Here is a 23,449-nt window from a genome sequence, read left to right on the forward strand (position 1 = left end):
ATTATGAAGCATTGTATCCAATCGAAAAAAGGGTCTGATTATTTAGTATCATAAAAGAAAATATTAATAATTCTACAACAAATTATCACCAAAAGTATATGATAAAATTGAGAATACTTTGAAATCATTCTGGTATTTTTCAACAGAATAGAATATGAAGAATATCATCTTAAAAAAAAGTATCAATTTAATCAAAAAAATAGAAATTAATTAAACTTTCTGCTTACTTTTCTTATTATAAAGACTCAGCATTTTCCTAAAAAGAAAAAGCCCTTGATTTCTCAAGGGCTTGCGTCATATCTAAAAATATGTCTTGGTGATCCCAAGGGGATTCGAACCCCTACTGCCAGCGTGAAAGGCTGGTGACCTAACCGTTAGTCGATGGGACCGGTTAGTTTGCAATTCGTAAAATTACAAGAATACAAAAATAATACTTTTTTTTATTCTGTGCAAATTATTTTTTAAAATTGCTTTAAAACACGCAAATCATTTTCATATAAATACCGGATATCATCAATCCCGGTTCTAAGCATAGTGATTCTTTCTATACCAAAACCAAATGCATATCCACTGTATTCTTCAGGGTCAATACCGCATGCAGTCAGCACATTCGGGTGCACCATTCCACAACCTGCGATTTCAAGCCAGCCGGAATATTTACAAACGCGGCAGCCTTTTCCACTACACAGATAGCAAGTTATATCCACTTCAGCACTTGGCTCTGTAAATGGAAAATATGATGGACGGAAACGGAATTTCAAATCTTCTCCATACATACGCTTTGCAAAGGCTATCATTGTTGCTTTGAGCTCTGCAAAAGTTACATTTTTATCAATATAAATGCCGTCAATCTGATGAAATTCAGCAAGGGCTCTTGCACTTATTGCCTCGTTGCGATAAACTCTTCCGGGCATTATTGAGCGGATTGGTGGTTTCTGTGACATCATAATTCGAACCTGCACAGGTGTTGTATGAGTTCTCAAAAGCAGTTCTTTATCGCTTTCGACGAAGAATGTATCCTGCATATCGCGAGCCGGATGGTCCTGGGCAAAATTTAATGCATCAAAATTATGGAATCCATCTTCAACGTCAGGACCTTCTGCAACTGTAAAGCCCATAGTGTCGAATATTTTGACAAAATCTTCAATTGTTTTCAAAACGGGGTGAAACGTGCCTTTGAAACTACGTCTTCCCGGAAGCGTCAAATCAATATCTGCAATTGTTTCCGCTGCAGATTCAAATTCTTCTTTAAGACGTGAATACTCACCTTCGGCAAATTGTCTGAGTAAATTAAGCTCTTTACCAATTAAGGGCTTTTCCTCTTTGGGAACATCTTTCATTCTTTCAAGTAATCCCTGAACTTTCCCTTTTTTTATGAGAAATTCCATGCGGTAAGCTTCCAGTGAATTCAAATCCTTCACCTTGTTTAGAGATGCTTCTGCCTCAAGACGAACTTTCTTTATTTCTTCAATCATAATATATTTTTGTAATATGCAATTTCCAAAAATGTAAATATAATGATTTTTTTACAATCATAATTTTATCAATGTGAAAAATTGCCGAAAAGTTTAAAAATTATAGTTAGTAAAAAATATTAAATAAATTGTGAAAGTCAATTTAGCTTAATTATTGATAATGATAATTTAAAAATAATACAATTAACATAAAATTGAAATGTCGAGAATAATTAGAAAAAATGAAGAAATATAAATAATTAAAAATTGATATCCGATTTTGAAAAGGCATTGATGAGATTGTACAAATTTTAATGGTTTAATAATTTTTTGATAAATCTGTGTGAACGGAATATTGTAATTTCATTATTTAGCAGGACACAAATAATTGCTTTTCTTCAATAGTTGCTTAATTATTACAAATAATTCTATTGCAATATTTTAATATGTGGCTTGAAATTGACTAAAATTCATAAATTTCTTGATTATATGGAAAAAATAACGTATTTTTGTAAACATTTTAAAACGGGTTTGGGCTAATATAGCCCATTTTTGTTATAGAGTATTTTTTTCACAAACTTAGATGCAAAACTATGGCACGCGGAAAAGCCAAACATAAGATTGATAAAAGGGTAATTGTCGAAGCCTTTACAGAAATGGCTAAGCATAAAAGCATTGACAGGGACCTTCTTCAGGGTATTCTTGAAGAGACTTTATCTATGATTATTCGTAAGAAGTATGGGCAGGATGCTAACTTTGAGATAATAGTCAACATGGACAAGGGTGATATCGAAATCTACCTTATGAGAGAGATTGTTGAGACTGTTGAAGATGACGTTCTTCAAATTTCTCTTGATGAAGCATTGAAGTACAGCGAAGAGGCAGTTGAGATTGGCGACGACTTTATCGAGGAAATCACACTTGATAATATTGCCGATAGTTTTGGAAGAAGACTTGTTACTCTTGCTTCTCAGAATTTAAATCAGCGTATTCGTGATGTTGAAAAAGATAATATCTATCGTGAGTATGCATCAAAAGTAGGCGAAATCATTGTAGGTGAAATATACCAGATAAGACGACACGATTTACTTATTTTACATAATAAAATCGAAATGCGTCTTCCCCGTGAAGAACAAATTCCAAATGAGCCATATAAATACAAGAAAAATCATACGATAAAAGCTATTGTAAAAGAAGTTAAACGCAACGGAATGGGTGGTCAGCCCGAAATAGTTTTATCCCGTTCAAATAATGAATTTTTAGCAAAATTATTTGAAATCGAAATTCCTGAAATTTATGATGGAATTATCCAAATCAAATCTATTGCCCGTGACCCGGGCGAAAGGTCAAAAGTTGCTGTTATTTCTTATGATGACAGAGTTGACCCTGTTGGCGCTTGCGTTGGTATGAAAGGTATAAGAATTCACTCAATTGTCAGAGAATTAAATAATGAAAATATTGACTTAATCGAATTTTCTGACGAGCCAAAACTTTATATATCCCGCGCATTATCACCAGCGAAAGTTAGTGATATTGAAGTAAATATGGAAACACGAACTGCAAATGTAATTGTGGGTGATGATCAGGTTGCACTCGCTGTAGGCAAAAGTGGACAGAATGTGCGTTTAGCTTCAATGCTTACCGGTTTTAATATTATTCTAAGTAAATCAGGTGAGGAAGACATCGAACTTGCTGAATTTAAGGCAGAGTTTGGTGATGAATTATTCACGGCAGTTATTTCCTTAGGTATTGAAACAGCCCGTGAATTCCTTGAGGCAGAACCTGAAGATTTACTTGCATTAGAAGGTATGACCAAAGAGAAATTAATTGAATTGCGACTGATTATTCTCATTGAGTTTGATGAATCAGAAAGCAAAGAATACGTAGATAGAATAAAAGCGTTTGAAAAAGAGTAAATTAATTTAATAATTTAAATTTAATTAAAATATACAGATTATAATATGGGTTCAGGTTCAGTCAAATTATTTAGAATTGCTTCTGAAATTAATATCGGCAAAGATGCTATAGTAGAGTATCTTCAGTCAAAGGGCTTCGATATTCAGAACAAACCAACAGCTACTCTTACAGAGAAGATGATTGATGTTGTTATGGAGAAGTTCAAGAAGGAGCGAAGAGCTGCTGAAATCCAACGCGAAAAAATCCAGAAGCATAAGGAAATTCGCGCTGATGTTGTTAAACCTCATAATGAGAAAGAAGAAAAGCATACAACTCATGCTGAAAGCATCGCAGTTGCAAAACCTCTTGCTGAACCCCAGATAAAAACAGAGCCCGAACTACCTGTTTCTGTACCGGAAGTTGTTGATATTAAACCGGTTGAAAATGCTAAGGCTGAAATAAAAATAGAAGAACCACTGAAGCAGCCCACATCGGAACTTCAAGCAAAGCCTATAGAACAACCAAAAGAAGTTAAGTCTGAAATACCTGAAATTAAAGTAGAAACTAAACCTGAGCCACCGAAAGTTGAAGTAGTCAAACAACCCGAAATAGAGATTCCAAAAGAAGTTACAAAAGAAACTCCAAAGTCTGCTGAGCCTCAAGTTAAGGTAGAAGAAAAAAAACATGAGACTAAACCTGAAGAGAAAAAGGTTGAACCTAAGCAAGAAGAACCAATAATTGAAATTAAAGAAAAATCTGAACAAAAAGAAGTCAAACACGAACAAGAAACAGCATCTGTAATTGATAAAGCTAAAGAACCAACAGATACTACAGATCCTGTCCAAATAGATAAGCCAAAGACTGAAGATAAACCTGCCGAATCTGAGCAAGAACAAGCGCAAGTTGACAAAAGACGTGAAAAAAGGCGTAAGAAGAAAAAGCCGGCTCAACCTGAAACCGAACCGGGTGAAGCACATCATCTCAAAGGTCTTACAGTTTTAGGAAAAATTGACCTTACACCTCCTGCACCTGTTAAACCTGTTAAACCTGAAAGAAGAAACAGAGGCGACGTCAAGGATGGCGAGGCAAAACCTTCAAAATTCAAAAAGAGAAAACATATTAAGCCTGCTGATGGTCCTGGAGAACAGAGTAAGTCTTCAACTCCAACTCAAACTCCGGCTACAAGTGGAGGAAGGGTTATTCCCGGCTTAATTCGAGAAAAAGACAGATTAAAAGCAACTGAGACTACTGATGCTGATAACAAGGCTAAATTCAAAGATAAAGAAGTCAAAGTAAAAGAAGTCGAAAAAGAAGACAGGAAGAAAAGAAAACGCAAAAAATCAATACGTGAAATGATTAGCCAGGAAGAGGTTGACAGAGCAATTAAAGAAACTTTATCCGGTATGGATGGCTCTGCATTTACTTCGCAAAGAGCTAAATTACGTATGAAAAAACGTATTGAACGTGAGGAAAAAGAACTTAAAGTAAAAGAGGCAGCAGACAGAGATTCAAAAATGCTGAGACTCAGCGAGTTTGTTACAACCGGCGACCTTGCAAATATGATGGATATCAATACTTCTGATATCATACTTAAATGTATGGAATTAGGCTTAATGGTAACGATTAATCAGCGTCTTGATAAGGATACCATTACCTTAATCGCTGATGACTATGGTTTTAGTGTTGATTTCCTTGATGAAAAAGAAATTCAAATCGTCGAAGATGATTTTGATGACGAAACTTTATTAACTGAAAGACCCCCTATTGTTACAATTATGGGGCACGTTGACCACGGAAAGACATCACTTCTTGACCATATCCGCAATGCGAATGTTGTTGCGGGTGAAGCCGGAGGCATAACTCAGCATATTGGTGCTTATCAGGTATTTCTTGATACAGGAAAATCTATCACCTTCCTCGATACACCGGGCCACGAAGCCTTTACTGCAATGCGTGCCCGTGGAGCTCAGGTAACTGACATCGTAATACTTGTTGTTGCTGCTGATGACAGCGTGATGCCTCAAACTATTGAAGCAATTAGCCACGCCAAAGCTGCAAACGTACCGATTGTTGTGGCAATTAATAAAATTGACAAACCCGATGCAAATCCTGACCGTATAAGACAACAGTTAGCTGATCATGCTATCCTTGTTGAAGAATGGGGCGGTAAATATCAATCAGTTGAAATCTCAGCAAAACAGGGATTAAATATTGATAAGCTTATGGAAAAAGTACTGATTGAAGCTGAAATTCTTGAACTCAAGGCTGTTGTCGAAAGAATGACAAGGGGCATTGTAATCGAATCAAATATGAAAAAAGGTTGGGGTTCTACTGCTACTATCATTGTTCAGAAAGGTACTCTCAAAGTTGGAGACGCATTCGTAACAGGTATTCATTCAGGTAAGGTAAGAGCGTTGCTGAATGAAAGAGAGAATAAAATTGAAGAAGCAGGTCCATCCACACCGGTTATGGTTATTGGATTTGACGGGCTACCTGAAGTTGGCGATACATTCATAGTAACCCATACTGACTCCGAAGCCCGCGATATTGCAAATGAACGTAAACAGCTTCGCCGTGAACAGGATATGAGAAAAGTTCGACATCTTACACTTGACCAGATTTCAGCACAAATTCAAATTGGTGGTGTTAAGGAACTTAACCTTGTTATAAAGGGTGATGTTGCCGGTTCTGTCGAAGCACTCAGCGATTCACTTCTCAAGTTATCCCGGGATGAGGTACGTGTATCAATATTACATAAGGGTGTTGGTCCAATTACTGAGACAGATGTCATGCTTGCATCGGCATCAGGTGCAGTTGTAATTGGTTTCAATGTTAATCCTACAGGTAAAGCCCGTAAAGCTGCAGAAAATGAACTTGTTGATGTTCGACACTATGACATTATTTATGACTGTATTAATGAAGTTCAACTTGCTTTAGAGGGACTCCTTACTCCGGAATACAAAGAAGAAATTACTTCAACAGTAGAAATAAGAAAGACATTCAAAGTTTCCAAAATAGGAACTATTGCAGGATGTTTTGTCAAAAGCGGAAAGATTTTGCGTAATGACAAGGTTCGAGTACTAAGAGACGGACTTCTTGAATTTGAAGGAAACATTTCATCTCTCAAACGTGGTAAAGACGACGTAAAAGAAGTTGATACAGGATTCGAATGCGGCATCCAGTTTGCCGGATTTAACGATGTTATGGAAGGCGATATAATTGAGTCGTTCAAGCTTATTGAAATTAAAAGAAAATTTAAATAATTATTATTATTTGCGAATATGCCACACAGACCAGAAAAAGTAGCTAATGAAATAAAAAGAATCCTTGCACAACCGATTGTAGATATTTCAAATAGTATCAAAGCCGGTTTTGCTACTTTGACTGCTGTCAGAATTTCTAAAGATTTACAAAATGCTAAACTTTATATAAGTCTTTTTGGAAAAAATAGTCAGCCGGGTAAACTAATTGACGAACTTGAAAATCAACGAGGCGAGCTGAGACATATTATCGCTAAAGATATGAGATTAAAATCAGTACCTGATCTAAAATTCTATCTCGACGATACTTTAGACCAGATTGAACATATTCAATCGCTCTTAAATTCCGTAAAAAGCAGCAACACTGATGATGATAATTTTACTCAATCAGATTAAATGTTGAAATATTATAAATGATATTCTCAAAAAGTAATACAGATAATATCGAAGAATTTATTGCCGCTTCACATTCAACCGGGGCGGCAATTCTTATAGATAAGCCAGTTGATTGGACATCTTTCAATGTCGTTGCAAAAATTCGAAATTTACTCAAAGTAAAAAAAGTTGGTCACGCAGGAACTTTAGACCCTTTGGCAACCGGTTTGCTGATAATATGCACAGGTAAATTCACCAAAAAAATCAACGAATTCCAGGACTTATACAAAGAATATACCGGCGAAATTAAAATAGGTGCTGTAACAAAATCTTATGACTCTGAGTTTCCGGAAGAGAATATCAAAGACATTTCTCACATTTCAGATGAAATGGTCATTGAGTCATCCAGAAGCTTTATCGGAAGGCATAAGCAGTTTCCACCTATGTTTTCTGCCAAGAAAGTTAACGGCAAAAAGCTATATGAGTTAGCCAGAAAAGATATTAAAATTGAGCTAAAAGCAAATGAAGTTGATTTTTTCAACGTCATTGCAAAATATGAACCACCACTCGTTGATTTTTATATTAAATGCTCCAAAGGAACTTATATAAGGTCGTTCGCTTATGATTTAGGCGAGAAATTGGGAGTCGGTGGTTACTTAAAATCTTTGAGAAGAACTGCCATTGGCGATTTTAGAGCCGATGATGCTATCAAAATGAATGATTTTATTGATATTATTTCAAATTATTCCGGCAAATAATGAATATTTTTCGTAGTTTCGATGAAATAAATTTTCAGAAGGATACCATACTGACTGTTGGTACTTTCGATGGTATTCATCTTGGACATCAGTTTATTATCAATAAATTGTTAAAAATTTCAGAAGATAATCACCTGCGAAATCTAATTCTTACAATTCATCCCCACCCTCAAATTGTTCTGAAGAAAACCGGAAAATCATCTGTAAGTTTGCTTACTTCAATTGAAGAAAGATTGGAATTATTCAAAAAATTTAGAGTTCAAAATGTTTTAATAATCCCATTTACTTATGAATTTTCTCAAATCACTGCCCGCGAATTTGTTGTTGATTATCTTATAGAAAAAGTTGGAATGAAGAGGATTTTAATTGGATATGACCATTTATTCGGAAAAGACAGAAACGGCAATGAAAATCTTCTGAAAGAACTCTCCCCTATCCATAATTTTGAGATTGAAAGACTAGAAAGGATTGGCGAGGCAGACCACTCAATTTCAAGTTCAGCTATAAGAAAAGCTCTTCTTAACTCAGATTTAATCACGGCAAATAAATTTCTGGGACATCATTACGGTCTTCGTGGCGAAGTCATACACGGACTCAAGCGCGGAAGGACAATCGGTTTCCCAACAGCGAATTTGTTACCGGATGATGAGCACAAGCTCCTTCCACCTGTGGGAGTATATTTTGTGTACTCCATTATTCACGGCAGGAAGTATTACGGAATGGCTAATATTGGATACAAACCAACTGTTACAAGTAATCGTATTCTGACTATAGAAGCCAATTTTTTTGATTTCAATCTTGATATTTATGGAGAGACAATTACTTTGCATTTCGTAAAAAAAATCCGTGATGAAAAGAAATTCTCCGGTATTGATGAACTGAAAAATCAAATTAAATTAGATAAAAATACATGCCTTGAGCTTATATCATAAATTCTGTGTAACTATTCAGCTATATCATTTTGTAAAGTTATCAAAAATCACGCTGACAAAGAAAGTTTTGATGGTAACTTATCAGCTATACCATTTTACAAAGGGCTAAAGCCCTTTGTTGCTCGAGTTCGAAACATACGGCTTTAGCCGTATGCAAATTTGAATTAAAAAATGGAAAATTGATTAAAAACCAAAGTATTTACGATAATAATATTAGGAAGTGAATAATTTATTTGAACATTTATTAATTTTGGCTGAGTTTTACAATTCTAATATATTCTTGAAAAATTATACATAGTTTTTATTTAGTTTTCAGTCATTAAATAATTATTGAATTATAGAATATTACAGCAATAATTCAAGTAATATTATTTTATTTCCCCTATTTTTAAGATTAACACGTCATAAATTACTTAATAATACAAACAAATTACAGGACTTAAATTTATGTCAGATGTTAGTAATGAAGTATTGTCAAAAGCAGGTGAAACTTTTTTTTCACCCGAGCATATTCAACTGAATGCAAGAATAAGTCATGACAAGTACAAGGAAATGTACAGAGAATCAATCGAAAATCCTGAGAGATTCTGGACTGATATTGCCGAGAAGGAATTGCACTGGTTTAAGAAATTCACTGAAGTACGCAATTGGGAGTATCCGGATTATCAATGGTTTCGTGGCGGAAAGCTGAATATTACGTATAATTGTCTTGACCGCCATGTCAAAAATGGCAGAAGAAACAAAGTAGCATTCATCTACACAAACGAAGCCGGTGACGACTGCAAAATCACTTACGGTGAACTTTCAGAAAGAGTCAACAGATTTTCCAATGCCCTTAAATCCTTAGGGGTGAAAAAAGGTGATACTGTAACATTAAATATGGCACAGACCATTGAACAGGTAATTGCGGTACTTGCAGTTGCAAGGATTGGTGCTATACATTCAGTAGTTTTTGGCGGATTTGCCGCTCACGCCCTGCAACTGAGAATTGAAGATGCCAAATCAAAGGTAGTCATAACTTCGACCTGGACTGAAAGACGTGGTAAGAAAATAATGATTAAGTCAATTGTTGATGAAGCAGTTGACCATCTTGATTATAATGTGGATATTATCGTAGCACAAAGAGATGGTGATAATTATCAGCTAATCGAAAATGAATATGATTTTCATACTTTAATAAACGAAAGCAGTCCTGTTTGCGAGCCTGAAATTATGGACTCTGAAGATCCGCTGTTTATACTTTATACATCAGGAACAACAGGCAAACCCAAAGGTGTACTGCATACTACAGCCGGATATAATCTCTTTACTCATTTTACGATGAAGACAGTTTTCGATATTCAAGATGACGATATTTACTGGTGCACAGCTGATATCGGCTGGATAACCGGACACAGCTATATGATTTACGGACCACTTTCCAATGGTGCAACTTCACTTCTTGTAGAAGGTGCTCCTGACTTTCCAACTCCGGACAGATGGTGGAAAATTGTTGAAAAATACAGAGTAAATGTTCTTTACACTGCTCCAACTGCCATTCGACTTTTTATGAAATACGGCACGGAATATCCTAAAAAGCATGACTTATCATCTCTGAGAATCATCGGAACAGTCGGAGAGCCTATAAACCCTGAAGCTTGGATGTGGTATTATGAAAATATCGGCGGAAAAAATTGTTCCGTTGTTGATACCTGGTGGCAGACTGAAACCGGAGGACACATGATTACTACGCTTCCGAGTGTCCCTCAGAAGCCCGGTAGAGCCGGACTGCCATTTTTTGGAGTTGAAGCTAAGGTTATAAATAAGGACGGAACGCCGGCAAAACCAAATTCTGTTGGATTATTAGTAATTAAAGAACCCTGGCCCTCAGCACTAAGAACCTGCTGGGGTGAGCCCCAAAGATTTGAAAAATATTGGAATGAATTACCCGGTTACTACTATGCAGGCGACTTAGCCACAATAGATGAAGACGGTTATATTATGATATTAGGCAGAGCCGATGACGTACTAAATGTCTCTGGTCACAGAATTGGCACCGCAGAAGTTGAAAGTGCATTAGTAGCCCATAATTCTGTCGCTGAGGCTGCTGTAATCGGTAAGCCTCATGATATTAAGGGTGAATCAATTAAAGCATTTGTAGTACTGAAAGATGGATTCGAACAAGATAAGCATCTTGTAAATGATATAAAATTCAAAGTCCGTCGTGAGCTCGGAAGTCTTGCCGTACCTGATGAAATTGAAATTGTTGATAAATTGCTAAAAACACGTAGCGGAAAAATTATGCGTCGGGTCTATAAAGCCCGTGAACTTGGTATAGATGCAGGCGATTTATCAACTGCAGAGGAATAAATTAATATACGATTTAATTCGTCGTATTTAAAATATCTTATTAATTTGGAGCATAATTTGAATTCTGAAAATTTGAAAGTGAACAGATTAGCAAACGAGAAAAGTCCTTATCTTAAGCAGCATCAGCATAATCCTGTAGATTGGTTTCCTTGGGGCGAAGAAGCATTCAGCAAGGCAAAATCAGAGAATAAACCTGTATTTCTTTCAGTTGGTTATTCTACTTGTCACTGGTGCCACGTTATGGAACATGAGTCTTTCAGCGACCCTGAAGTTGCAAATCTGATGAATGATGTTTTTGTATCAATTAAAGTTGACCGGGAAGAACGTCCTGATATTGACCATATATATATGACAGTCTGTCAAATGATGACAGGTAGCGGTGGCTGGCCCCTCACTGTACTTATGACACCTGACGGAAAGCCATTTTTTGCCGGTACATACTTTCCAAAAGATAAGCGTGGTGAACGCCCGGGAATAAAGGATATCATCACAAGAACTAAAGAAGTATGGGAGAAATTCCGTGATGATATTACTGAGCAGGCTGACGAAATTACTCAGCAGCTTAATTCTGTAAATTATAAAGCTGGAGTGGATACCATCAATCAAGGCATTTTCAGAAAGGGCTTTTACGAATTGGCAAGCAGTTATGATGAGCTTAATGGTGGATTTGGCAATCGTCCGAAATTCCCGATACCGCATAATTTTATGTTCCTTTTAAATTACGGAATTCGCAATAGTTCGCCTGAAGCAATTGATATGGTTGCCAACACACTTACAAAAATGAGGCGTGGCGGCATTTGGGATCATGTTGGTTACGGTTTTCACAGATATTCAACTGATTCAGAATGGCTTGTTCCGCATTTTGAAAAGATGCTCTATGATGAGGCACTTCTCGCTATGGCATATACTGAAACATATCAGGTTACAAGTGATGAATCCTTTAAGAGAACTGCCCGTGAAATTCTGAAATATTTAATACGTGATATGCTCGATAATAGCGGAGCGTTTTATTCCGCTGAAGATGCTGACAGTGAAGGAGAGGAAGGGAAATTCTATCTCTGGAGTATAGATGAAATCAGGCAAATTCTCATAGGTGATGTCGAGTTTTTCTGCGATGTTTTCAATGTAACCGACAAAGGAAATTACTATGATGAAATTCATCGTACTCTTACCGGAAAAAACATCTTGCATTTAACCAAATCCTTATCCCAAATTGCTGATGAATACGGAATTTCAGAATCAGATGCTGACGAGAGAATAAATAAATCACTTAAAAAATTATTCGATGTTAGAGCAGCAAGAATCAGACCACATCTTGATAATAAAATTCTTACTGACTGGAACGGGTTGATGATTGCGACCTTGACAAAAGCGGCTTCTGCATTTGATGATGATTCTTATGGTCAGATTGCCTCAGGTATAATTGATTTTGTCCGCAAGAATATGCTTAAAAAAGATTACTCACTGCTTCACAGATATGCAGAAGCAACAGCCGGAATCGAGGGTATGATAGATGATTATGCCTGCTTTATGCTTGGACTGCTTGAATTCTATCAATACAGCGGAGAAAGAGAATATTTAGAATTAACTGAAAAAATATTTGATAAATTTTATAAACTTTTTGCTGATGAAAATGGTGGGTTCTTCTTTACTTCAGCAATTGGTGAGAAATTAATAGCACGCAAGAAAGAAATATACGACGGGGCTTTACCATCGGGTAATTCAATTGTTACAGATGTTCTGCTAAGGCTTTATGCTTATACTCATAATGCCCGATATTATGATATTGCAGATAAATCTATCAAGGCGTTTGCTTCGGCACTTACAAATGTTCCAAGCGCTTACACTTATATGCTGAAATCTTTGGACATATACTTCAATGGTAGTATTGATTTAGTGATTGTGAGCGGTCAACAACAATATGAAGCCAATGAACTATGTAAAAATATCCGTAGAAAATATAATCCGAATGTAAATATTTTAGTTTTATCAGGTAGTGATGATAAATCTGAATTTCCTGATTATATTCAAAATATGGCAAGTATTGATAATCTTGTTACAGTTTATATTTGTAGCGGAACTTCCTGCAGTGAGCCAATTGCAGGAATCGAAAATATCAGAACTGCAATAGTTGAACAACACGGCATCAGATTATAATAATTCACAGAAATCAAAAAGGCTTCCGATATCAAGGGGAGCCTTTTAAGAAAATTGAAGTTTTAATCAAATTAAAAGTACAAATTTCTTCAAATCATCATAATTTCATTTAAATCTGATTTAAGAAGATTAGTACGATTAACTCACATTCCGCTATAGCGGTCTCCGGCATCACCAAGTCCGGGCAGAATATATTTTTTATCATTTAATTCTCTGTCCAGAGCAGCTGAAATAATGCTGACTTTTGGAAATTCTGTTCTGATTTTCTCAAGTCCTTCGGGAGCTGAAATAATGCTGACAAGCGTCATATTTTCTGCCCCTTCAAGCTGAAGTTTGCTGAGTGCTGATGAGGTTGAACCACCTGTAGCGAGCATAATTTCAAGAATTATGACCTTATCTTCAGGTAGTATTTCCGGCATAGAATAATAATATTCTTCTGCAGAGAATGTAGTCTCATCCCTTCTCAGTCCAATGTACCCTAAAACGCTGTCAGGAAAAATCTCTTGAAAGGCACTTACCAAGCCTAAACCAGCCCGAAGAACGGGTATTATTATAACTTTTCCTCTAATTTCAGCGCCAGCAGTAGTTTCCATAGGGGTATCAACCTGAACAGACTTTAAAGCAAGATTTGATGTAGCGGCAATAGCCAAGTGTAAACCAATCCGATACGTCGCATTACGAAAGGCTTCAGTCCCGGAATTTTTATCTCTGAGTATAGTTAAATCTTTCAACACAAGTGGATGATTCAAAATTTCTATCATACAATTTTTAAACCTTAGAAGCTTGGGTAAAATAAAATATTCATACGAGGAATCGAGAAGAAAGTTGATACCTCGACCGGGTCATTTCTTCTTGGACTTTCCGGTCTTTCCCGTGAATCATACTCGAAATTTTGCTTTTGAAACATAAAGTTCAACTTCCACTCTGCCGAAAAAGTAAGAACCCCAGCACCATTGATGGGTAAATTAAAATAAAATCCTAATCCTGTATTTAAACCCAAAGAATTCTTATCTTCACTGCCACCACCCAAATTTCCGGGTACACCATATCTGTTGAGCAAGAATGAAGGACCTACAAAACCATACAAATTTATTCTACTGTACGGGTTGACGATAAAGTTAGCAGTCAGTTCTATTTGTTGATGGATATTCGGCTCTAAATCATCAAAATCTTCCTGAAGTTTAGTATTCTTGGAATACAGATAAGTGCCGCCAATTATTAAGTAATCGAATATCCCAAAGTGAACAGTACCACCATAAGCAATTATACCTTCATAAGATACATTATTAGGGCGTGGGGTAAATGATTCCACTATAGTATTGGTTCCCAATACAGGTCCAATTCCAATTAGCTTGTTGTAATATTGACCTTCATCTTCATATACTTCATCATCAATTTGAGCGTTTAGATTTATATTGCCTAACAAAATTAAGCAACCTAAACTTAAAATACTAAAAAACTTCTTTGCATTTTCAGTCGTCATTCTAATAACCTCCTCAATTTCAATATTTTTAATTTCAGATATTTTTTCAGCTACATACTTGACGTATGAAGGTTCATTTCGTTTCCCTCGATAAGGAACCGGAGTCATATAAGGCGAATCTGTTTCAATCATATACCTGTCATCAGGTACCTGAAGAATAGTCTCCTGAGCATCAAATTTCTTAAATGTAATATTCCCGGTAAATGATACATTGAAATTTAAGTCCAAAACTTGTTTCAGAAATTCAACATCACCATAAAAACAGTGAAAAACACCTTTCAAATTTCCGTCCTGAGCTTCTTGAATTATTTTTATTAAATCCTCATCAGAATCACGATTGTGAATTATAACCGGCAAATTCAAATCTTTTGCTATTTCAAGCTGCTCTCTTAAAGCTTTTTTCTGAACATCAGGAGGAGCAAAATCATAATAATAATCTAATCCAATTTCTCCGATTGCTTTAACCTTATCATTGCTTTTCGCAGTGTCATATACAACTTTCAGAATATGATTATCTACTTCTTTAGCATTATGCGGATGAACACCCATACCACAATAAATACGACTATCCGAATCGGCTACCTTGAATAAATTATCATATCTTTTCGGCTCTATCGCAGGAATAATAATATATTCGAGCCCTGAAGCAAATGCTCTGTCCAACACATTCGGCAAATCAGAGGCGAAATCCTCCGCATCAATATGAGCGTGTGTATCTATCAAGTATTAGCCTTTTAATTCCTGTAATTTTGCTATCACAGCATCTACATGACCATCTACTTTGACATTAGAGAAAACTTCTGCGATAATTCCTTCAGGCGAAATGATATAAGTAGAGCGAACAACGCCTAAATATTTTTTTCCGTACATTGATTTTTCGCCCATAATATCATAGCTGTTACAAATATCTTTTTCCGGGTCAGCAATTAACACAAAATTTAAATTGAATTTTTCTTTGAAATTGTCATGAGATTTCACTTTATCAGGACTGACACCTAATACCACAGCATCCAGTGACGTTATTCTTTCCATATTATCTCTGAAAGAACATGCTTGTTTAGTGCAGCCGGACGTATTATCTTTAGGATAGAAATACAAAACTACCCATTTACCTTTAAAGTCAGATAAACTAATTTTTCTACCACCATCTGTTTCAGCAGTAAACTCCGGTGCTATTACTCCAATTTCAAGTGCCATGTTTATCTCTCTGAACTATTATCCATTAGCAATTCAGCTCCAAAATCCTCAATTAACATTTTTTCTACAGGGTGTAAATTGGGGTCTAAGCTGTTTATTTTTCGTTTTTCTTTAGACGATTCTATTGAAACATAGTTGTTTTTTGGATTGATTATTGGTGTACCGGTATTTGTTGCCGGAGCAGTTTTTTTTAGTTTGATTTCGAACTTGATGAATAAATCATACATTTCTTCTACAATTTCCTGCAACCTTGATGACCTGCTGTCAAGATATGACTTTTCGAAATCTGTATTACAAGTTAAAATGATAGTTCTGCCATCTAACTCAACGAAGCAGTTTTCAAGCCTGAAACCTGATTTGGTTACCTCTTCACTTGCGATAAATTCATCCCATACCTTAAAAAACTGGTCAGGGGTAAGTTTCTTTTGAATTTTTTTATAAACAGAATTTGGTTCATTAACAGACGTAGTCTTAGAAGTTGATTTTGGAGCTGCAATTATACCTGCACTCAAAGTCGGCACATTTGCATTTAAAGTACCGGTATTTTTTAAACCAGTTTTTTTAACTACTTTCAATTCTGAAATAAGCTCAGCGATATCAACAGTCGAATCAATATGCGCAAGTTGGAGAAGTGCAAGCTCAAATCTTATTCTCGGTTGTGGTGTAAATTTGAGAGATTGCTCAGCCTGAGCAATGTGATTCATCATTCTGATTAAATCAAGTTTGGCAAAATCAGCTGAGTTTGTCAGGTACTTAGCACGCATCTGACTTGATGTCTCAAGAATTGACGAGTCTCCGGTTACTTTCACGGCAGTCAGATTTCTTAAATGCTCCAAAAGCCCTTGTAATGTTTCCTGAAAATCATACCCTTTTCTTACAACTTGACCTACTAATTCAAAAATAGCAGCAGTATCTTTAGTTTTAACGGCATTAGTTATGCTGAAGAAAAACTCTTCATCAATAAGGTGCAAGGCATCAGCAAGCTCTGAATAAATAATATTTTTACCACAGAAGGATATAACCTGGTCAAATATACTTTGAGAATCACGCATAGAGCCATCACCTTTCTTGGCAATAGTTACCAGAGATTCCTCATCTATAGTAATTCCTTCTTTTTCGGCAATATATGCAAGCTGACCGGTGATGTCTTCGATTTCCATTCTTCTGAAATCAAATCTCTGGCAGCGGCTTGTAATAGTAGGTAATACTTTATGAACCTCAGTAGTAGCAAAAACAAACATAAGATGTGGAGGTGGCTCTTCAAGAGTTTTCAGAAGTGCATTAAATGCCGCATTTGAAAGCATGTGCACTTCATCAATTATGTACATTTTATATCTGCCGTTTGAAGGCGGGTACTTTGAATTTTCTCTTAATTTTCTAATATCATCAACCGAATTATTTGAAGCACCATCAATTTCAATTACATCCATTGAGCGACCTTCCATTACTGCACGGCAATTATCACAGTCATTGCAGGGCTCAGCATCTTGAGGATTAAGACAGTTAATTGAGCGGGATAAAATTCTTGCAGTTGTAGTTTTGCCTACACCACGAGGACCACTGAATAAATATGCATGATGAATACGGTTTTTGAGAACCGCATTTTTAAGGGTTTGGGTTATATGTTCCTGTCCAACTACATCTTTAAAGAATAAGGGACGCCACTTCCTTGCTGTAACTACAAATTCATTCATTTTATGCTGTGATTTTGATTGATAATAATTCAAAAACGTATATGCAGTTAATATAATTGCATATTTACAAAAGTAATAAAAAATATTATACTTTTAAAGAAATATTCTGAATTGTGGATAGTTTTGTCAGTCTAAATTCTGAGTAATTTTTTACAAATCAACTACTTTTAATTCTATCAGGATTGTTTTTTATAAAACTTTCCCAAGATTTGTTGCTATTTCGCCGGATTCCACTTCTCAGGCAATGGCAAATAGCAATAGACAGAGCATCGGTAGCATCAAGGAACTGGTGGTCTTCCTGAATTGACATAAGTTTTTTTACCATGAACTGAACCTGTTCTTTTCCGGCATTACCAAGTCCGGTAACTGATTTTTTTACTTCACGGGGCGCATATTCTGCAATCGGAATCTCCCTCATAGTTACAGCAAGCATAGCAGCAGCTCTTGCGTGTGAGAGTTTCATCATTGATTGAACATTTTTTCCAAAGAATATAGCCTCAAAAGCACTCTCGTCAGGCAATGTACGCTCAACTACCTGAGATAACCTTTCGTAAATTGCTTTCAGTCTTAATGGAAAAGTTTCTTCTTTTTTTGCGGCACTTATTACTCCATATTCAACAAGAGTCATTTTGTTGCCATCATAATCAATTACACCATAACCGGTTATAATTGAGCCCGGATCTATCCCCAGAATCCTTTTTGTAAAATTAATGTTTTTTTTTTCAGTCATTGCTTAGTAGCCGGAAACAGATAAAGTATAAGGATGTGCAGTCTCAGGATTAATTTTTGAATGAGAATTTTTGAAACGATAAACTAACTCAATAGCATGTCTTGCTTCATCAATTCCATAGCCATTTCCGCTAAGAATTCTATCATATACGATCGTATGCAAATCAGTAAATCCCTCTGAAAACTCAAAATCCTCACCATCAATACTAATCAAGCGATAAGTTCTTTGTCCTTTGGATTTGGCTTCTTCCGGCAGGTCATTATCATCTATTGAAAGGAACCACTTGATATTTGCATTTTCGAGTTCAATAAATCCTGATGCTTTATTCTCCTGATATATATGAACTTCGTAATTTTGTGGTTTGCCAAAAATCCACATCAACATATCAAAAAAATGAATTCCGATATTGGTAGCAATTCCACCTGATTTTTCGATGTCACCTTTCCATGAATATTTATACCATGGTCCTCGTGAAGTAATATATGTTAATAGAACTTCGTGCTTTGAATTACTCGAAAGCTTTTTTATTCTCTCTTTAAGCTCAATTATTTTTTTGTGCTCTCTCAGTTGAAGAATATTATATACTTTCCGGCTATATTCTTCCTCCAATTCCTGAATTGCATCAAGATTTGAAGGTTTGATAACAAGAGGTTTTTCACAAATGGCATCTGCCCGAAGTCTGAATGCAAGCCTTATATGCGCGTCGTGAAGATGGTTTGGTGAGCAAATAGATAAAAAATCAACTGCTTCAGCCGGCGATTGTCGTCTTAATTTTTCGAGATGACGATCAAATCGTTCAATTTCTGTGAAAAAACTTGTATCAGGAAAATATCTGTCCAAAATGCCTACTGAATCATGAGGGTCAACTGCAGCAACAAGCCGGTTACCTGTATCCTTTATAGCTTGAAGATGGCGCGGAGCTATATATCCCGCAACACCTAATATAGCAAAATTTTTCATAATAATATTTTATTTTTGATTTCTAAGACTTATACAAACGTTCGTTATCCTGAATATCCATCCACATTGCAAAAAGCAATGACTGAAATCCACTGATAAAGAAAAATAAAAATGCAATCAACGATTGAGGAGAAACTCTCGAACCTTCTACAAAGTAGCTGTATGCAATATCAATTCCAAGGGGGATATTGATTAATACAATCAAAAATGTAAAGTGATAAAGCAAAAAAAGCGGGTGGAAATCCCTGAACAGATATTTAAACCAAAGGCGTTTGAAGAATAATTTAATTAAAAGCCAGGATACAGTCGGAATTACTTTATGGATTTTCATTTTGGATTTTTCACCGACATCATAAACAGGTTTAATCTCAACTTCTTTTATCGTGCACATTGCTATATTAAGTTTGACAAGCATATCATTTGGCATACCATAACGCTTATAAATCTGATGTAGTCTGATAGCGTTCAAAGCCCTGTTCGATATCGCAGTATATCCGGTTTGTGTATCAGAAATATGCCAGTATCCTGATGCAATTTTCGTGAGTATTGATAAAACGGAATTTCCGAAATATCTAACTTTTGGAATAACCAACAGGGCACTTCTGTGAATCAATCTATTGCCTTTTACGTAGTCAACACCTTCATCAATAACCGGCATACAGATTGATTCAAGTTCATCAGGGTCCATCTGGCCATCGCCTGCCATCACAGCAGTACAATCGATGTCATTGTCTTTTGCCCACTTGTAACCGGTTGCTATTGCTGCTCCTACACCACCATTTTGTAGATGATTAATAAGAACTATACGGCAGGTATCGGCGGCTTCTTCTTCGCTTATGACCTCAAAATCTGTAAAAAAGCTGATTTCTGTTTTGCTTTGCTCTTCGAGAACAAATTCCGCTCGGTTAAATCTTGTTTTCTTTAGTTTACTTTTTGACTTTCTGAGTACTGTACCAGAAAATTTATATTTTTCTATGTATGACTCTACGACTTTTGCAGTGTCATCTTTTGATTTATCATTAACAATAATAATTCTGTCAACAAAATCGGGCATGGTTTCTATCACCATCCCAATCTGCTTTTCTTCATTATAGCATGGTATAACAACTGCAATTGTTTTGTTTTTAAGCATTTTAGATTATGTAGAAATATCTTATATTTCTTTCCTGATTTATTCTACAAAAAATTACTTTTTACATCAAAAAGGTAGTTACGTTTCAGTTTTGGGTTTATTATTACTTGTTTTTTACTTAGAAGCTTGAATTCCATAAAAAACTTTTTCGGAAAATCAGGAGCAATAATTTTAACCCATACCTCTTTTTCCTGTCCGGGCAGAATTACTCCGCTCAGAAATTCAGGATGAATGTACTGAAACTTTTCACTTTTCAATACAAAATCGTGCCAAAAATACCCGATATATAACTGATTATCCTCATCATCATCGAAAACAATTGGTTTTATGCCTTGATTTTTAATATTCATAGGAATAATAATTGTATCACCGGGAGAAAATTCAAGTAGTGAAAAATCAATATTTCGTCTTGGATATATCACATAATCAATGTCTTCATATAAGCTTGGCTCATAGTTTGGAAGCAGGCTTTCAGAAATTGAAGTTTCATATATTTTCGGGCTTTTCAATACAAATGAATTTATGACAATCCCTGATAATCTGTTGTTATTTGATTTGTCTCGCGTTAAATCGCTGAATAGTTTGAAATCCAGCTTATCAATCAATGAATCCGCTTTTATGCTTAATGTATATCTCCAACCGCCATTTTGAATATCTTTATTAAATAACTCTTTATTATCCAGCCATATAATAAGATTATGCGGTTTAGTACTGCTTGATGCAATTTCGATTTCAACAGTAAAAATTGAATCAGGCTTACTGAGATTTGTGATTATTTCAGTTTTACCGTTTATCCATTTTCCGTTATGAAGTCCTGTTCTCAGAACGCCTCCTACATATTTGGCGTTTAGGGGTAAATCGTAAAAAGAAGGGAATAGATTCTCCTCCATTTTACTGCTTATAGCTGACCTCTGAATCCAAAGATGGTCATTTCCATCATGCTCAATATCAAGTAATAAAGCATTATTTTTGCCGCCGAAATCCGAGCCGGCAATAATCAAATCCGACTTAGGCTTAGCAGATTTTGAGGTAAAGAAGTTAAACCGCTTCAGGGGCATTAGCCATACATAACTCAAACCATTCTGAGATGCTTCAGTAAATATCCTTCTATCATAGCTTAAAGAATCAATATCCGGAAAGTGCTCATTAACAAATCCTATGAGCTTATTTCTTTGTTTCTTCTCTGCCTGATGATAATAATTAACATATATATAGGTAAAAGTAGTAAAAGACAGAAATGCCAGGGCTAGAACAGATTTACCCCAAGAGGTATTGAATCTGAATAATAACACAGTTACAATAGAAACTATCAATGAAGCTAAGAAAAACAGCATTATATTAATATTGCCAAGAACGGCACGCAAAGGGAAAAAGCTTAGAACGCTTCTGAATGACAGCTCCGAAGGTATAATATTATCATAAGTTAAAATCATTGTAAATGTCAGAATTATAAAGAATAACCATGCTCCAAGAGTGGAAACAAGAAATTCTTTAGCATCTGCATAAATTAATTTGTATATACCTATTGCCATAAATGATGCAAGCACTACCTCTACATATCTTCCATAGAATAAATGATCAGCACGGTAATGTGATATTTGCAATTTAGACGGGAATATTGTTATGAATATCATCAAAAATGCTGATGATATAATAAAAAGCAATGTCAGACTTGTAGGATTATCAAGCAGTTTATAAAAACTAAATACGCTTGTCTTTTCTTCGGAAAATATATCTGTATATTCAACTGCAGGCACTTCTATAATTGCATTGCTCCAAATCTGGAAAATCATAAAAATCAATCCCATCAAAAACAAGCTGTATGTCGAAAACAGTGCATAAAATAATGAACCTGAAGCGTTGACAAACCATATCATTATTCGCTCTGTTACAATTGTATAATAACCAAAATCGGGCAAAACAAAATAAGTGAATGATGCTACAAACATCATTATTCCAAAAGCCCAAAACGCCTGTTTGAATTTGACCCTTTTTGTCATCATCAACAAAATCAAAATTGCCAAGCCGAAAGTACTGGAGAGCCACAAGGAAGAAAAACTGGTTGATGCAAGAATACCGCCCAGCAAACCAAGTACTGTAAAAAGCATAAGAAGGTAATACTTACGAAGCATAAAGTAAAGTGAACTTCCCAAAAGCATAAAAATTAACAAGACTTCAGCAACCTGAATCAGGCTGACTGTAATTCTCTGACTTTTTTCCAAGGCACCTGAAATTGCATAAGTCAAATGGTCACCAATTATAATACCAAGTAGTATCATAATTAACATGGTTACAATTGCAATTCCTGTCTGGAAGATAGGAATTCTTTTGTAATATACCAGCGAAATCAAGAAGAACACAGATATAATTGTGAAAGGAAGCATCCTGATATGAATCCAGTTGAGATAGCCGGCTATAACTGCAAATAGCAGTCCGTACAATATAGTTTGTTTTTTAATAAATTGATTAAAAAGCACAACTCCAAAAACAAAGAATGCCGGAGTTACAGCATCAGTTAGCGCCACATCAGTTTGTAAAAGGTATGCCGGATATAAGCATACTATAAATGATATCAGCATTGCTCTTTTATTCTCGGCTTCAAACAACTGTTTCAAAAGTAAAAACAGTCCAATATATAGTGTACTACCCAAAATTGAGTTCAATATCAGTATCGTACTGTAAGCTTTATTTGGTTCAGATATTAACATAAATACCGGAGCAAGAAGAACCGAATATCCAAAACTACCTGTAAGTTCGATTCTCGGTATCTGCTGAATGTTCTCGTATCCCGCAATATATTTACCAAAAAATAAATATGCAAATTCATCGGGCCAGATTATTGGCACATCCATCGGCAAAGTAAGCAAAATATGCAAAATAACCAAAAGCAAATATGGTATCAGTATATATGATATGAGGTTATCATTTTGTTTCAAAATCTGTTTTCTCTGATATTGATAATATTATCGTTTTAAGTTATATAAAAATGTTTTAGACTTATCTTACATAATTTTATTTTTTTCATCTTGTGTTAATTTTTCAATATTTGATTAATTTTCTAATTAAATATTT

Annotated in this window: 16 protein-coding genes and 1 tRNA gene; 7 read left to right on the forward strand and 10 right to left on the reverse strand. The window is 35.5% G+C overall.

All coding sequences use genetic code 11. The annotated features are described in order from the left end of the window. Positions 1-314: 314 nt before the first annotated feature. Together KF896_06680 and pheS are read right to left on the reverse strand one after the other, a co-directional pair. Positions 315-389, reverse strand: a tRNA-Glu gene (locus KF896_06680). Between the two features lie 72 nt (positions 390-461). Continuing rightward, complete coding sequence (gene pheS / locus KF896_06685; GenBank protein MBX3043384.1) at positions 462-1,475, reverse strand: phenylalanine--tRNA ligase subunit alpha; 1,014 nt, start codon at positions 1,473-1,475, stop codon at positions 462-464. Between the two features lie 572 nt (positions 1,476-2,047). On the opposite strand from pheS, the gene nusA reads away from it, so the two are divergent. From nusA to KF896_06720, 7 genes are all read left to right on the forward strand, one after another. Further along, positions 2,048-3,370, forward strand: a complete 1,323-nt coding sequence (gene nusA / locus KF896_06690; protein MBX3043385.1) for a transcription termination factor NusA — start codon at positions 2,048-2,050, stop codon at positions 3,368-3,370. Positions 3,371-3,415: 45 nt separating this feature from the next. Beyond that, positions 3,416-6,613 (forward strand): translation initiation factor IF-2, encoded by a 3,198-nt coding sequence (gene infB / locus KF896_06695; protein MBX3043386.1) that lies wholly within the window; start codon positions 3,416-3,418, stop codon positions 6,611-6,613. Between the two features lie 18 nt (positions 6,614-6,631). Then, positions 6,632-7,006 (forward strand): 30S ribosome-binding factor RbfA, encoded by a 375-nt coding sequence (gene rbfA / locus KF896_06700; protein ID MBX3043387.1) that lies wholly within the window; start codon positions 6,632-6,634, stop codon positions 7,004-7,006. Positions 7,007-7,023: 17 nt separating this feature from the next. After that, on the forward strand, positions 7,024-7,743 hold the full coding sequence (gene truB / locus KF896_06705; protein ID MBX3043388.1) for a tRNA pseudouridine(55) synthase TruB: 720 nt from the start codon (positions 7,024-7,026) through the stop codon (positions 7,741-7,743). Beyond that, a complete protein-coding gene (ribF, locus tag KF896_06710) occupies positions 7,743-8,675 on the forward strand; it encodes a riboflavin biosynthesis protein RibF (protein ID MBX3043389.1) in 933 nt (310 codons plus the stop codon). Before truB ends, ribF begins: the two co-directional genes overlap by 1 nt. Before the next feature lie 447 nt (positions 8,676-9,122). Continuing rightward, entirely contained in the window at positions 9,123-11,024 is a 1,902-nt protein-coding gene (acs, locus tag KF896_06715; protein ID MBX3043390.1) for an acetate--CoA ligase, read from the forward strand. A gap of 57 nt (positions 11,025-11,081) precedes the next feature. Further along, positions 11,082-13,181 carry a thioredoxin domain-containing protein gene (locus KF896_06720; protein ID MBX3043391.1) on the forward strand — a complete coding sequence of 700 codons (2,100 nt, stop codon included), beginning with the start codon at positions 11,082-11,084 and terminating at the stop codon, positions 13,179-13,181. A 143-nt stretch (positions 13,182-13,324) separates the two neighbouring features. On the opposite strand, the gene upp is transcribed toward KF896_06720, so the two are convergent. The 8 genes from upp to KF896_06760 form a co-directional block, all read right to left on the reverse strand. Next, positions 13,325-13,942: a uracil phosphoribosyltransferase gene (gene upp / locus KF896_06725; GenBank protein ID MBX3043392.1), complete on the reverse strand. Its 618-nt coding sequence runs from the start codon at positions 13,940-13,942 to the stop codon at positions 13,325-13,327. A 14-nt stretch (positions 13,943-13,956) separates the two neighbouring features. Then, positions 13,957-15,387, reverse strand: coding sequence for a TatD family hydrolase (locus KF896_06730; protein MBX3043393.1), 1,431 nt, complete (start codon positions 15,385-15,387; stop codon positions 13,957-13,959). Between the two features lie 3 nt (positions 15,388-15,390). Then, the gene (gene bcp, locus KF896_06735) at positions 15,391-15,861 is read right to left on the reverse strand and encodes a thioredoxin-dependent thiol peroxidase (GenBank protein MBX3043394.1); all 471 of its coding nucleotides are present in this window, start codon (positions 15,859-15,861) and stop codon (positions 15,391-15,393) included. Between the two features lie 2 nt (positions 15,862-15,863). Continuing rightward, positions 15,864-17,555: a DNA polymerase III subunit gamma/tau gene (gene dnaX / locus KF896_06740; protein MBX3043395.1), complete on the reverse strand. Its 1,692-nt coding sequence runs from the start codon at positions 17,553-17,555 to the stop codon at positions 15,864-15,866. Between the two features lie 157 nt (positions 17,556-17,712). Further along, positions 17,713-18,285 (reverse strand): crossover junction endodeoxyribonuclease RuvC, encoded by a 573-nt coding sequence (gene ruvC, locus KF896_06745; GenBank protein ID MBX3043396.1) that lies wholly within the window; start codon positions 18,283-18,285, stop codon positions 17,713-17,715. Positions 18,286-18,288: 3 nt separating this feature from the next. Beyond that, a complete protein-coding gene (locus tag KF896_06750) occupies positions 18,289-19,245 on the reverse strand; it encodes a Gfo/Idh/MocA family oxidoreductase (GenBank protein MBX3043397.1) in 957 nt (318 codons plus the stop codon). Between the two features lie 22 nt (positions 19,246-19,267). Beyond that, the gene (locus KF896_06755; GenBank protein MBX3043398.1) at positions 19,268-20,377 is read right to left on the reverse strand and encodes a glycosyltransferase family 2 protein; all 1,110 of its coding nucleotides are present in this window, start codon (positions 20,375-20,377) and stop codon (positions 19,268-19,270) included. Positions 20,378-20,421: 44 nt separating this feature from the next. Next, entirely contained in the window at positions 20,422-23,313 is a 2,892-nt protein-coding gene (locus KF896_06760; GenBank protein MBX3043399.1) for a hypothetical protein, read from the reverse strand. Between the last annotated feature and the right edge of the window lie 136 nt (positions 23,314-23,449).

It is taken from the genome of Ignavibacteriota bacterium (assembly GCA_019637995.1).
Lineage (GTDB): Bacteria > Bacteroidota > Ignavibacteria > Kapaibacteriales > UBA2268 > JANJTB01.